Origin of the sequence: Archangium gephyra (assembly GCF_049060025.1) — a bacterium.
GTDB lineage: Bacteria > Myxococcota > Myxococcia > Myxococcales > Myxococcaceae > Archangium > Archangium gephyra_A.
The window spans coordinates 4,966,060-4,979,145 of record NZ_JBMEQQ010000002.1 but is presented as its reverse complement, the minus strand read 5'-3'; the positions used below and the strand labels follow the sequence as shown (position 1 = coordinate 4,979,145).

11 protein-coding genes are annotated in these 13,086 nt (G+C 69.5%); 4 read left to right on the top strand and 7 right to left on the bottom strand.

Annotated elements, in window-relative coordinates; all coding sequences use genetic code 11:
- Nucleotides 1-306: 306 nt before the first annotated feature.
- The 4 genes from ACN28I_RS21655 (at nucleotide 307) to ACN28I_RS21640 (ending at nucleotide 4,178) form a co-directional block, all read left to right on the top strand.
- On the top strand, nucleotides 307-1,377 hold the full coding sequence (locus tag ACN28I_RS21655) for a hypothetical protein (protein WP_420943856.1): 1,071 nt from the start codon (nucleotides 307-309) through the stop codon (nucleotides 1,375-1,377).
- A 47-nt stretch (nucleotides 1,378-1,424) separates the two neighbouring features.
- A complete protein-coding gene (locus ACN28I_RS21650) occupies nucleotides 1,425-1,886 on the top strand; it encodes a GNAT family N-acetyltransferase (protein WP_420943855.1) in 462 nt (153 codons plus the stop codon).
- 87 nt (nucleotides 1,887-1,973) lie between these two features.
- On the top strand, nucleotides 1,974-2,840 hold the full coding sequence (locus ACN28I_RS21645) for a phytanoyl-CoA dioxygenase family protein (protein WP_420943854.1): 867 nt from the start codon (nucleotides 1,974-1,976) through the stop codon (nucleotides 2,838-2,840).
- A 456-nt stretch (nucleotides 2,841-3,296) separates the two neighbouring features.
- On the top strand, nucleotides 3,297-4,178 hold the full coding sequence (locus ACN28I_RS21640; protein ID WP_420943853.1) for a glycosyltransferase: 882 nt from the start codon (nucleotides 3,297-3,299) through the stop codon (nucleotides 4,176-4,178).
- Nucleotides 4,179-4,265: 87 nt separating this feature from the next.
- Here ACN28I_RS21640 and galE read toward each other — a convergent pair whose 3' ends face one another.
- From galE to ACN28I_RS21605, 7 genes are all read right to left on the bottom strand, one after another.
- Nucleotides 4,266-5,237, bottom strand: coding sequence for a UDP-glucose 4-epimerase GalE (gene galE, locus ACN28I_RS21635; RefSeq protein ID WP_420943852.1), 972 nt, complete (start codon nucleotides 5,235-5,237; stop codon nucleotides 4,266-4,268).
- A complete protein-coding gene (locus ACN28I_RS21630) occupies nucleotides 5,164-6,075 on the bottom strand; it encodes an SDR family oxidoreductase (RefSeq protein ID WP_420948692.1) in 912 nt (303 codons plus the stop codon). The genes galE and ACN28I_RS21630 overlap by 74 nt, the downstream gene beginning before the upstream one ends.
- A gap of 328 nt (nucleotides 6,076-6,403) precedes the next feature.
- Nucleotides 6,404-7,519, bottom strand: coding sequence for a family 1 glycosylhydrolase (locus ACN28I_RS21625; protein WP_420943851.1), 1,116 nt, complete (start codon nucleotides 7,517-7,519; stop codon nucleotides 6,404-6,406).
- Nucleotides 7,516-8,649: a UDP-galactopyranose mutase gene (gene glf, locus ACN28I_RS21620; protein WP_420943850.1), complete on the bottom strand. Its 1,134-nt coding sequence runs from the start codon at nucleotides 8,647-8,649 to the stop codon at nucleotides 7,516-7,518. The genes ACN28I_RS21625 and glf overlap by 4 nt, the downstream gene beginning before the upstream one ends.
- Nucleotides 8,650-8,695: 46 nt before the next feature.
- Nucleotides 8,696-9,892 carry a glycosyltransferase family 1 protein gene (locus ACN28I_RS21615; RefSeq protein WP_420943849.1) on the bottom strand — a complete coding sequence of 399 codons (1,197 nt, stop codon included), beginning with the start codon at nucleotides 9,890-9,892 and terminating at the stop codon, nucleotides 8,696-8,698.
- A 131-nt stretch (nucleotides 9,893-10,023) separates the two neighbouring features.
- Nucleotides 10,024-11,154 (bottom strand): galactokinase, encoded by a 1,131-nt coding sequence (galK, locus tag ACN28I_RS21610; RefSeq protein ID WP_420943848.1) that lies wholly within the window; start codon nucleotides 11,152-11,154, stop codon nucleotides 10,024-10,026.
- An 18-nt stretch (nucleotides 11,155-11,172) separates the two neighbouring features.
- Nucleotides 11,173-13,011, bottom strand: coding sequence for a glycoside hydrolase family 2 protein (locus tag ACN28I_RS21605; RefSeq protein WP_420943847.1), 1,839 nt, complete (start codon nucleotides 13,009-13,011; stop codon nucleotides 11,173-11,175).
- Nucleotides 13,012-13,086: the final 75 nt, after the last annotated feature.

The following is a 13,086-nucleotide window of genomic DNA, read 5'->3' as shown; positions in this document are numbered from 1 at the left end:
CACGCTCCGGTGAGGGTGGGGTGCAGCGGAAGTTGCTGCGACGGGGCGGGCTCCTTGACCGGTGCTTCCAACGCCCTCGAGCAACTTTGTTCGTTACCCGAAGAAAGTAACTACCAAAAAATCGGGATGTCAAACTTGTGCTTCGTCCTCGCCGCACGTGCGCCATCACCGCGCCGAGCGCGGGCCGCACCACGCGCTCGACGCGGTCCGTCATGAGCCCGCGGTCAGCCGGGCGGGGAGGCCCGCGAGCGGATAAGGTGAAGCGTGGAGAACCGCGGCTTCCCTCACCCCTCGAGGTACTCGTCCATGCACCGAACCCTCCTGTTTTCACTCGCGATGCTGACGCTCGCCGCCCGGCCGGCCGCGGCCGGGCCGTCCGCCCGGTTCCGTATCGACCCGCTGCCGGGTGCGAAGATCCAGGGCCTGTCGGACAAGGAGAGCCGGGCCTTCTTCTCGGGCGTGGAAGCGCTCTCGGCCCATCTGGCGGCGATCCCCGCCATCAACGCGCCGGCCGCGCCGGTCTGCATCGCGCTCCAGCGCGAGGTCTTCCGCTACCCGATGACGGCCAAACAGGCGGAGGGGAAGATCAGCGTCAGCTACCTGGCGCCGATGTCCGGCCAGACCTGCCACACGGCGAAGATCGTCAACAGCTCCCTTCCGCTGAGCATCAACCTCGCGCCTTTCGCCGAGCGGAGTGAGGCCTACGACGAGGACGAAGCGGGCCGGATGCTCGCACCCCAGGCCTACACCCAGCTCGGTGACGGCCTGTTCCTGATCCAGCACAAGAAGAGCCGCTACTACGTCATCACCCGCGACCGTGAACCGGCGCTGGTGCCGGTCACCCTGGAGCGCCACCTGAAGAACGCGGAGCGCAAGGCCGCACAGCGAATGCAGGAAGTCGAACAGCAAGAGGCGAACCACCGGGAGTGGCTCGAGCAGATGCACGCCAGTTACGGCCGGGATCTGCAGAAGGCCCCGGCCGCGCTGCGCCAGAGCCTTGCTCGCAACATCAGTGACGCGGAGGAGTCGAATCGGAAGGCGCGCGCCGAGGCGGCGGAGTCCCTCGCCGGGGTACGCGGCAAACTGGGTTCGCTCTCAGCGGAGCAGCGCGCGAGCCAGGTCTGCCTGGACTTCGCGGACGGAAATCAGCCCTCGTCCGTGACCAGCGGCGCGTGTGCCGCGCCCCGGGTGCGCCTGTTCGCCCTCAACCCGGCGCTCTCCAAGCCCTCCAAGGGCTTGTTCCGCTACCTGGTCGTCGAGGCGACCGAGGGCCGGCATTCCACCGAGCAGGAGCACAACTTCCGCCACAGGACGGAGTTGGTGAAGCAATTCGATTTCTCTGCCCTCGCGGGGGTCTTCCGCGCGGCAGGGAAGTAACGGACATGCGGACGCCGCTACACAGGCGTTGGCCATAGGGGATCGAGATGCGACTGAAGCGACTGACGGCAGGCGACCGGGAGCCGGCGAAGGTGCTGTTTACCCTGATGGCGGAGGTCTTCGAGGAAGGCAGCGGGAAGCTGAGTGATGACTATGTCGACCGGCTCCTCGGCCGAGAGGATTTCTGGGCGATTGCCGCGTTCGTCGGCAATGACATCGTCGGGGGAGTCACCGCGCATACCCTGCCCATGACGCGAGCGCAGTATTCCGAGATCTTCATCTACAACATCGCCGTGCGACGCGAGCATCAGCGACAAGGGATTGGCCGCCGGCTGGTCGAGGAGCTTCGGGCCCAGGCGGCTGGCGTGGGAATCACGGATCTGTTCGTCCCCGCCGATAACGAGGATGCCCACGCGCTCGATTTCTACCGCGCTCTCGGCGGGGAGGCCGCCCCCGTGACGATCTTCACGTTCACCGAAGCGAAGGAAGCCGGCCGCGGGCCCCTCTGATTGGTGGGCAGGCAGGCCAAAATACCTGGGTTGCGGGCCGTGGTTATCAAGGCCATGCGCCACAACGGACATGGACACGAAGCGGCTGTGACCTCGAAGCAGTCCTCCGAAGGTCTCCTCGGCACCCCCCAGCAGGCGGCCCCGCAGTACGACACCTCGGCCATCATGGGCGGGCTCTATGGGGATGGAATCATCGGCCTCAAGGGGGCCTTCGAGCGGAGCTGGGTGCAGCAGGTCGGACAGGACATCAAGGTCCTGTTCCAGGAGGCGCTCGCGCGGCCGGGCGGCGCGCTCGGCCGGGGTCCCAATCGCTACTATGTCGAGATCCACCCGGAGCGGCTCAGCGGATTCCTCGAGCTCATCACGCACCCGTGGGTGAGGGCGGTGTGTGAGTCCGTGCTGGGACCGGACTACAAGGTCGTCGAGCTGGGCTTCGACGTGCCGGGCCCTGGCGCCCTGAACCAGCCCTGGCACCGGGACTTCCCCAGCCCGCAGGAGACGCTGCGCGGCCGGCGCTTGAACTCGCTGGCCTTCAACCTCACGACCGTCGATGTCACCGAGGACATGGGCCCCTTCGAGATCGCCGTCGGCACGCAGTGGGACGACGGCCCCGACTTCGAGCATGGGATGTTCCCGCCCAAGTCGCACTACCCCCGCTACCAGGCGCGCGCGCAGCGGAAGATGCCGAAGATGGGCGACATCTCGGCGCGCTCCGCCCTGACGATCCACCGGGGCACGGCCAATCAATCGGACAAGTCCCGGCCGGTCCTCGTCCTCGGCGTCGACGCGCCTTGTGCCCGCAACGCGGATCGTCACGACCTGCAGCTCACCCGCCGCTACCACGACTCGCTGCCGCCGGAGGTGCGCCGGCACCTGACGTACCGCGTGGTCGAGGAGCTGCAGCCCATCGAGCAGGTTCACACCATCGAAGGTCTCGTGATGGGCGACGCCTGACCCGGTCATGGGGCAGGGGAGTGGCCCGGGGCTCGGCCTGTTGCCCGCCCGGTCCGGCGTCCGATGGGAACCCGCCGGAGTGATGCCCACCTTCCGTCAGGCGCCGTACTCCGCCGGAGGGACATCACATGCAGAACACGAGGAAGTGGGACGGGAGCCGGAGCGAGCTTCCGGATCTCGTCTGTCTGTCGCACCTGCGTTGGGGTTTCGTCTTCCAGCGCCCGCAGCACCTCATGTCGCGCTTCGCGCGTGAGCGCCGCGTCTTCTTCGTGGAAGAGCCCGCCTGGGGCCCCGGTCGCACCCGTCTGGAGGTCACCCGCTCGCCCGAGGGCGTCTGGGTGGCCGTTCCTCACATCCAGGTGGAGGGGGCCACCCAGGTGACGCCGGATCCTCCACCGGGCACCCGCGTGGATCCTGAGCTTCCTCGGGCAGATACAGCGCGAGCTGCTCGAGGCGATGCTCGTGGACGAGGGCGTGAACGACTTCGTGCTCTGGTACTACACGCCCATGGCCCTCGCCTTCTCGCACGCGCTGCGGCCTCGCGCGGTGGTCTACGACTGCATGGACGAGCTGTCCGCCTTCAGCGGTGCACCGCCCATCCTGGTACAGCGCGAGCGGGAGCTGATGCGCCGCGCGGACGTCATGTTCACCGGAGGCCACCACCTCTACGAGGCCAAACGGGAGCAGCACGCCAACGTGCACCCCTTCCCCAGCAGCGTGGACGTGCCGCACTTCGCGCAGGCCCGCATGGGGCCGGCCGACCCGGCTGATCAAGCCCACCTTCCCCGGCCGCGGATCGGCTTCTGCGGCGTCATCGACGAGCGGATGGATCTGGCCCTGGTGGAGGGCGTCGCCCGGGCCCGCCCGGACTGGCAGCTCGTGATGGTGGGGCCCGTGGTGAAGATCTCCCCGGACAGCCTGCCGCGCCTGCCCAACATCCACTACCTGGGGGGCAAGAGCTACAAGGAGCTGCCGGCCTACCTCGCCAACTGGGATGTGGCCATGACGCCCTTCGCCCGCACCCCGGCCACGCGCTTCCTGAGTCCCACCAAGACGCCCGAGTACCTCGCGGCGGGCAGGCCCGTGGTGTCCACCTCCATCCGGGATGTGGTGCGGCCCTACGGCGAGCAGGGCCTGGTGCGTATCGCGGACACGCCGGAGGCCTTCGTCCGGGCGGTGGAGGAGTCCCTGTCCCAGTCGAGGGAGGACTGGCTGCCACGCGTGGACGCGTTCCTCTCGCGCCTCTCCTGGGACCACACCTGGAGCGGGATGAAGCACCGCATCGACGAGGCGGTGGGCGCGCGCGCGGGCACCGAGGTCACCGAGCTCGTGGAGTAGCGCACGGGGCGCCTTCCGGCCGCGCGGAGTGCCGGCTGGTCCAACAATCGGACCAGTTGCTCCCCGTCGCGGCCGGAACCTCCTGGCTCAGCGGTGGCGCTGCATCCAGCGCCAGGCGGACTCGACGATGGCGTCGAGCTTCTGCTGCGTGGGTTTCCAGCCGAGCTCGCGCGTGATGCGCCCGGAGCTGGCGATGAGCACCGCCGGATCTCCGGCCCGCCGCGGGCCCTTGGTCACCGGAATCTCCTTGCCCGTGACGCGGCGGGCGCAGTCGATGACCTGCTTCACGCTGTAGCCCTCGCCCCCGCAGCCCAGGTTGTAGATGGAGCTCGGGTGGCCCTTGGCCAGCGCGTGCAGCGCGAGGATGTGCGCCTGCGCGAGATCCACCACGTGGATGTAGTCGCGCACGCAGGTGCCATCCGGCGTGGGGTAGTCGTCTCCGAAGACGGTGACGTCCGGACGCTGGCCGGCCGCCGCCTGGAGGACGATCGGGATGAGGTGCGTCTCGGGATCATGGCGCTCGCCACTGCGCTCGGTGGCCCCGGCGGCGTTGAAGTAGCGCAGGCTCACGTACTTCAGCCCGTGCGCCGCGTCGTACCAGCGCAGCGCCCGCTCGAAGGCGAGCTTCGTCTCGCCATACGGGTTGGTCGGCTGCGTCGGATCGCTCTCCTCGATGGGCTGCTTGGCCGGCTCGCCGTAGACCGCGGCCGTGGAGGAGAAGACGAGGTACTTCACGTCCGACTCCCGCATGGCATCCAGCAGGCTGAGCCCGCCGAGGACGTTGTTGCGGTAGTACTTGGCGGGGACCTTCACCGACTCGCCCACCAGCGAGTCGGCCGCCATGTGCACCACGGCTTCGATCTTGTGCTGGGCGAGCGTCTCGCGCAGGAAGTGGGTGTCGAGCAGATCCCCCTTCACGAAGGTGGCGCCCTCCACCACCGCCTCCCGGTGGCCCTTGTAGAGGCTGTCGTAGACGACGGCCTGGTCACCCCCCCGCAGCAACTCCTCCGTCACGACGCTCCCGATGTAACCCGCACCGCCCGTCACCATGACTCGCATCGCTGTCGCCTCCGCACACCGCGCAGGCCACCCGGCCACCGCCGGACACCCGCTGCGTGGGTTTGATCTCGTCTTCCACGAGGTAACGCTCCAGGGCGTTGGTGAGCGGGGGCATCACCTGACCCCGCTCGCTGGCCAGGGCGCTATACCGGGGCCGCGCCGCCGTCCATCCAAATGAAGCCAGGGGACGTCCCTCCACCCGCTGGGGATCCAACCCGGCCGAGCGGGCCACCTGGCGCGCGAGCTCCGCCCACGTCACCTCGCCCGCGTTGGTGAGGTGCCACACGCCCTGCTCCTCGTCGATGAGGAGGTCCAGGCAGGTATGGACGAGATCCGGCACGTACGTGGGGGAGACGACCACGTCATCCGCCGCCGCGAACCGCTCCCCGCGCGCCAGGGCCGAGAGGGCGAGGGTGACGAAGTTGTACTCGTCCCAGGGACCGAAGAAGGCCCCGGTGCGGACCATCAGCGCGGAGGGCAGGCGCTCCAGCACCCGGCGCTCGGCCTCCACCTTGCTGCGGCCATACACGTTGAGCGGCTGGACGGGGCTGCTCTCCACGAAGGGCGAGCTCTGCCCGTCTCCGAAGACGAGGTCCGAGGAGAAGGTGACCAGCCGCACGCCCCGCTCGGCGCAGGCGGTGGCGAGCACCTCCGGGCCGAGGGCGTTCTCGCGGAAGCACCGCTCGGCATCCGTCTCGGCGTCGTCCACGCGCACGTAGCCGGCGGCGTTGATGACGGCCCAGGGCTGGAAGCGCTCGAGGGCGCGCTCCACCGACTCCGGCGAGGCGATGTCCATCTCCTGGCGCGACAGGAGCTGGAAGGCGATGCCGCGTTGCATGCACAGCCGCGCGAAGGCCCGCCCCAACGTTCCCGTGGAACCCGAGATGAGCAAGGGCCGGGGCGTGCGGGCCCGCACACACCGCTCGGGCACCCAGCCGATGTGGGGCGACGGGTTGTCGCCATGCAGGCTGGCCGCGAAGTGGGGCTCCGGCCGCTCCTTGCGCCTCCACCAGCCCGGCGAGTCGAGCAGCGGGTGCTCGAACTCCCCGCGGGTGGCCAGCCCCCGCGTCATATGGGCCAGCGCGGTGGGGCGAGGGGCGGGCGCACGCATGTCGAAGACCCCGGGCTCGTAGAAGCCGCGCTCGGCCGTCACCAGCGTGTTCCAGTCATACGCCCCCAGCAGGCTCCACACGGTGAGGGCGCGCACGTCGACACCCTCCGCGCGCAGCGAGCAGACGGCCTCCCAGGCCTCTCCCAGCCAGCGAAGCTGGTCCTCGCGGGTGCAGCCCAGGTGCACCTCGGTGAAGGCCACCGGCAGCCGGTAGCGCTCCCACGCCATGGCGAGGATGTCCCGGTGGCCGGCGATGGCGTCCTTCCACACCGCGGAGATGTGCACGTCCGCGTACGCGTCCCGGTGGTTGCCGCCGTGCGACCACTCCGGGTAGTGCTCCATCCGCTCGTCGAGCAGCCGGTCGCTGGTGATGTAGTAGTTCATGCCCACCACGTCCGGGGGCATGGGGTTGTCGAGGAACCACCCGAGCCTCCTTCTCGGAGACGCCCCATTGCAGCAGGTAGGGCCACAGCGGGTGCTGCCGGTCGATGCGCCCGCAGAGCAGGTCCAGGCTCAGCCAGCGGCGGTGGTTCTCGAACTCGGCCTGGTAGGCCAGGTGCGGGGTGCTGTAGGTGCGCCCCATGTCTTCCGTCTGGATGAGGCGGGCCTTGGGGTTCACCTCGCGGATGGCGCGCATGGCCTCCACCACCGCGCGGCACTGCACCATCATCGTGCGCGCGAAGGTGGGGTAGTCCTTGCCGTGCGGATACCAGTGGCCGTACAGCCCGCTGAAGCGCCCGGTGGTGAGCGGCTCGTTGACGGGCGTGTAGTCCTCCACCCACGGGTAGCGCTCGGCCACGGCCCGCGCGTAGTGCGCGAGCTCGAAGGGGAAGGCCGGGTCCACCAGGCTGGTGTGCCGCGGTCCGCTGCCGTGGTGGACGAGCCCGACGATGGGCCGTATCCCCAACTCCCGCAGGCGGGGCAGCCGCGCGTCCGGCCACGTCCAGTCCGCGCGGTGCGGCCCGTTCGGAGCGATGTGCTCCCAGAGCACCGGGTAGCGGATGGCCTGGATGCCGAGCGCCGCGATGAGATCCAGATCCTCGATGCGCCGCCAGTGGCCGCTGCGCGCCATCTGGTCGAAGTACCGGTCCCCCACCCGGTTGACCGTGCCCTCGATGCCGCCCCAGATTTCAGGAAGGCCCTCGGGCCTTCCGGAGCTCTTCGGACTCACGCGTGCCCCTCCACCTGCATGTCGAGCAGCTCGCGGCGGCGCACGCCGATGATCTTCGTGCACAGGGTGAGCGCCTGCGCCACCACCTGGTCCATGTTGTAGTACTTGTACGTGGCGAGCCGGCCCACGAAGTGGACGCCCGGCGTGTCCTTCGCGAGCGCCTCGTACTTGCGGTACAGCTCGGCGTTCTCCGGACGGGGCACCGGGTAGTACGGGTCACCCTCGGCGGTGGGGTACTCGTAGACGACGCTCGTCTTCGGGTGCTCCTGGCCGGTGAGGTACTTGAACTCGGTGCAGCGCGTGTACGGGTACTCGTTGGGGAAGTTCACCACCGGCGCTTCCTGGAACTTCTCCTGGCTGTGCGTCTCGTGCCGGAAGTTCAGCGAGCGGTAGGGCAGCTTCCCGTAGCAGTAGTCGAAGTACTCGTCCACGGGGCCCGTGAAGATCATCTCCCGGTAGGGGATGACGTCCTTCACCTCGTGGTAGTCGGTGTTGAGGAGGATCTTGATGTTCGGGTGATCCAGCATCCGCTCGAACATCCGGGTGTACCCGTGCTTGGGCATCACCTGGTACTTGTCGCTGAAGTAGCGGTCATCCCGGTTGGTGCGCACCGGGATGCGGGCGATGACCGTGGAGTCCAGCTCGCTCGGGTCCAGGCCCCACTGCTTGCGCGTGTAGTTGCGGAAGAACTTCTCGTACAGCTCGCGCCCCACCTTGCTGAGGACCACGTCCTCGGAGGTGCGGATGGCGTCGCGCTTCTCCGCGAGCTTCGCGAGGAACTGCTCCACGTCGAAGGAGGTGAGGTTGAGGCCGAAGTACTGGTTGAGGGTGGTGAGGTTGATGGGGATGGGCATGAGCTGCCCATCCACGCTCGCCAGCACCCGGTGCATGTAGGGCCGCCACTCGGTGAAGCGGCTCAGGTAGTCGAAGACGTCCTGGGAGTTGGTGTGGAAGATGTGGGGCCCGTACTTGTGCACGAGCACCCCGTCATCGTTGTAGTGGTCGTACGCGTTGCCGCCGATGTGCGGCCGCTTCTCCACGATGAGGACCTTCTTGCCATGGACGCTCGCGAGCCGCTCGGCCATCACGCTGCCAGCGAAACCCGCTCCCACGATCATGTAATCGAACATGTTGTCTGCTCCTGTTTGGGGCGCGGGCTCGCGCCGGGTTCTCGAATCAGAGGGTGGCTGAGTCTTCGCTGGCCTTGATGGGGAGGGCCGTGACGCGCTCGTCCTCCCGCTGCATCGCGGCGGCATCGAGCAGGGACTTCATGCGGGCCCAGGTGGTGTCCCAGGACATGGTCGCCAGGTGCGCATCCACCCGGGGCAGCCACGTGGTGCGGTCCTCGGTCATGGCCGCCTCGCAGGCGCGCACGAAGTCCTCCGGCGTGTCCGCGATGCGCACCAGGCCCTGCTCGCCGTAGGGGCGCACCACGTCGCGGATGGACGTGGACACCACGGGCTTGCCGGCCGCGAGGTACTCGGGCGTCTTGGTGGGGGAGATGAAGCGCGTGGACTCGTTGCGCGCGAAGGGCAGCAGCGCCACGTCCCAGCCGGACAGGTACGCCGGCAGCTCCGTGTAGAGCTTGCCTCCCAGGAAGTGGAGGTTGGGCCGCCGCGGCAGGGACGCCGGATCGATCTTCACCACCGGGCCGATGATGATGAGCTGCCAGTCCGGACGCGCGTCGGCCACCGCCTCCAGCAGCCCGAGGTCCATCCGCTCGTCCACCACGCCGAAGAAGCCGAGGCGCGGGTGGGGAATGAAGCCCTGATCCGCGGGCTCCTGCAGTTGGCGGCGCGCGGTGGCGAAGTGCGCCACGTCCACGCTGCTGGGGAAGGCGTGCACGCTGTGGTGCCGGTCCCGCTTGGCCTCGTAGAGGCTCTGGCCGCCGGTGAAGACCACGTTGGCGCGCTCGAGCAGCTCGGCCTCGCGGTGCAGCAGCGCGGGCGGCGCGCCCCGGAAGGCGGACAGCTCGTCCATGCAGTCGTAGGCCTCGGCCAACGGCTCCAGGTGGCGCGTGAAGGGCAGCGCCATCGGGGTGTAGTACCAGCTCACGTACCGCTTCACGTCATGGCGGACGAGCATCTCGTCGAGCAGCGCCCGCTGCATGGCCATGGCCTGTTGCTCGTCCAGGCCCTCGGGCAGGTGCGGGACGGCCACCCAGACCCCCTCGGGCGAGCGCGTGACGTGGAGCCGCGGCTGCTTGCGGTCGTAGATGGGCTCCTCGAAGAAGAACACCCGGCGCTCGCGCGCGAAGCGGCTGAGCAGATGCTGCGGGCGCTGGAAGACGAAGTTCCAGCGAAGATGCGAGAAGCACACCAGGTCCGGCAGATGGCCGGTCTCCATCACACTGTTGCCCGACTGAATCGTCATCTATCCCCTCCGTGCTCGCCCTTGGCGGCTACGGGGGGACGGTGGGCACCTCTCGCATCCCCTCCCACTGGCCTCGGGGACAGATGGCGCAAGCCTGGCTGCCTGCCGTCCCGCACGGGGTGTGTGCTGGATCAGTCCTTGGTCTGGGACTCGGGGACGAGCACTGTCGCTTTGTGGGCCGAGCGCTCCGAGTAGCGGGCGGCAATGCGGGCCGCGGCGTCCGCTCCCTTGCCCGCCCTGGCCAGCATCACCACGGAGCCGCCGAAGCCGCCGCCCGTCAACCGGGCCCCGAGCACGCCGGGCTCGGCGCGGGCGAGGTCCACCAGCAGATCGATCTCCGGGACGGAGACCTCGTAGTCGTCACGCTGCGAGGCATGCGAGGCGTACAGCAGCGGCCCCAGCGCGGCCAGGTCCCCCGAGCGCAGGGCCCGCACGGTGTCCAGCACGCGGGCGTTCTCGGTGAGCACGTGACGCACGCGGCGGCCGAGCGGCTCGGGCAGTGCCAGGGCACGGGGCAGCTCCGCGTCGGGAAGGTCCCGCAGCGACGCCACTCCGAGCTGGGCGGCGGCACGCTCGCACTCGGCGCGGCGCACCTTGTAGTCGCCGCCCGCGTGGCTGTGCGTCACGCCCGAGTTGATGACGATGGGCTCCACCCCGGCGGGCAGGGGGATGCGCTCGTATTTGAGGTCGCGGGTGTCCAGGAAGAGCGCCGCGCCCGTGCCCGCGAGGCTGGAGGCCATCTGGTCCATCACCCCGATGGGCGCGCCGACGAAGTCGGTCTCCACCTTCTGGCCCAGCAGGGCGATGCTCACGTCATCCAGCTTCAGCCTGAAGGCCTCCCGGAGGCCCCGCAGCAGGGCCACCTCGAGGGCGGCGCTCGAGGACAGTCCGCTGCCGAGCGGCACGTGCGAGTGCAGCCACAGGTCGAAGCCCCCGACCTCCAGGCCCTGCGCGCGCAGCACGTGGGTGACGCCCTGGATGTAGTCGAGCCAGCCCCGGCCGCGCTGCTCCTGGCCCAGTTCGTAGGTGTCCACGCTGCCCTGGGCGCCGAGGTTGGCGCTGAAGGCGCGCACCTGCCGGTCCTCGCGCGGGGCCAGCAGCACCTCGGTCTGCTGGGGAATGGCCATCGGCAGCACGAAGCCCCCGTTGTAGTCGGTGTGCTCGCCGATGAGGTTCACCCGCCCCGGCGCCTGGACGCGGACCTTGGGGGGCCGGCCGAAGAGCGTCTCGAAGCGGGGCGCGTCATCCGGAGGGGGGTGCATCGCCGTTCCTCTCAGGGCTCAGGGGCCCGCGGGCTCGGGCTCACCTGTCTCGGTGGTGGGCCGGGGACGCCCGGAGGGCGCGGGGGGCATGGGGATGTCGCTGAAGAAGCGCGGGCCGCGCGTGGCCAGTGCTATCTGCTCCAGGGGGAACTTGGGCGTGCGGTCCGAGTACAGCAGCCCGTTCGCTTCCTGGTACGTGTCGGAGAACTGCGTGTAACAGAAGCCCGCGAACAGATCGAGCGAGCGCACCACCTCCATCAGCGCGGTGTAGCGGCGCGCCAGGTCGTCCGGCCCCGCGCACTGCGAGTAGCCCCACTCCCGCTGGTCGCCGCGCGACATGGAGATGCCGCCGAACTCGGAGAGCACGAGGGGATGGTCCGCATGCGGGTGGCCGTCGAGGACGATGACCCGCCCGCCCGGCCGCTCGCGCCGGAACAGGTGCGGGCGCACCTCGTGCGAGTGGTAGCGCTGGGCGATCTTCTGGGGATCGGCGTCGTAGTCGTGGATGCCGATGATGTCGGTGGCCACGCTCTCCCACCCGTCGTTGCCGATGACGGGACGCCCCGGGTCGAGCGTGCGCGTGAGGTGGAAGAGCGCCTGCACGTAGTGCCGCTCGGCGGCGTTGTCCGGCAGGTTGGGCACGCCCCAGGACTCGTTGAGCGGAACCCACGCCACGATGCAGGGGTGGCTGTAGTCGCGGGCGAGCACCTCGAGCCACTCGCGCGTGAGCCGCTCGACGGACTGGCGGGTGAAGCGGTAGGCGCTGGGCATCTCCTCCCAGACGATGAGCCCCAGCCGGTCCGCCCAATAGAGGTAGCGCGGGTCCTCGATCTTCTGGTGCTTGCGCACGCCGTTGAAGCCCATGGCGCGGGCGAGCTCCACGTCCCGCCGCAGTGCCGCGTCGTCCGGCGCGGTGATGCCCGTGCTGTCCCAGTAGCCCTGGTCGAGCACCAGCCGCATGGGGTAGGGCCGTCCGTTGAGCACGAACCGGTCTCCCTGCACCGAGACGGCGCGCAGCGCGGTGTAGCTGTCCACCGCGTCGAGGAGCCGGCCGTTGGCGTCACGCAGCTCGATGCGGGCGTCGATGAGCGTGGGCGAGGTGGGGCTCCACAGCAGCTCGTTGCGGAAGTCGTCGATGCCCGGGTCCGACAGGGCGATGCGGCGGTACACCTCGCCGAGCACCACCGTGTACGAGTCCTGGGCGAGCAGGGTGCTCCCCACGCTCAGCCGCACGTCCAGCCGCAGCCCCTCGGGGCGCGTCCCCTCGATGTGCACCTCGAGCCCCAGCTCCCAGCGGTTGAGGTTGGGCGTCCAGCGCAGGCCCTCGACGCGGGTGACGGGCACGCGCTCGAGCCAGACCGTCTGCCAGATGCCGGTGGTGCGCGGGTACCAGATGGAGTGGGGATCCAACTGCCAGTCCTGCTTGCCCCGGGGCTTGGCGAGCTCGGCGGGGTCATCCTCCGCGCGCAGGACGATCTCCTGCGGGCCGTCGCGGTGGAGCAGATCGGTGATGTCGACCTTGAAGGGCGTGTAGCCGCCCTCGTGGTGGGCGCAGCGCGAGCCGTTGACCCAGACGGTGGCGACGTGGTCCACCGCGCCGAAGTGCAGCACCAGCCGCTCCTGGGCGGAGAGCGCGGGAGGCTCGAAGGTGCGGCGGTACCAGCAGGCCCGGTAGAAGCCGGTATCCCCCACGCCGCTGCGCTCCGTCTCCGGCGCGAAGGGCACGCGGATGCGCGCGTCCCAGCTCACCTCCGCGGGCACCGACCAGCGCCCGAGCGGATCGATCGCGAAGTCCCAGTCCCCATTGAGCGGGCACCACCCCGCGCGTCTCAACTGTGGGCGAGGGTAGCCCCGCACGGGCGTTGCTGGGTCCTCGGTGGGTCCCCCCCATCGCTCGGGAGCGGGGGTGGCTTCCGGTACAGTGGCCCCTGG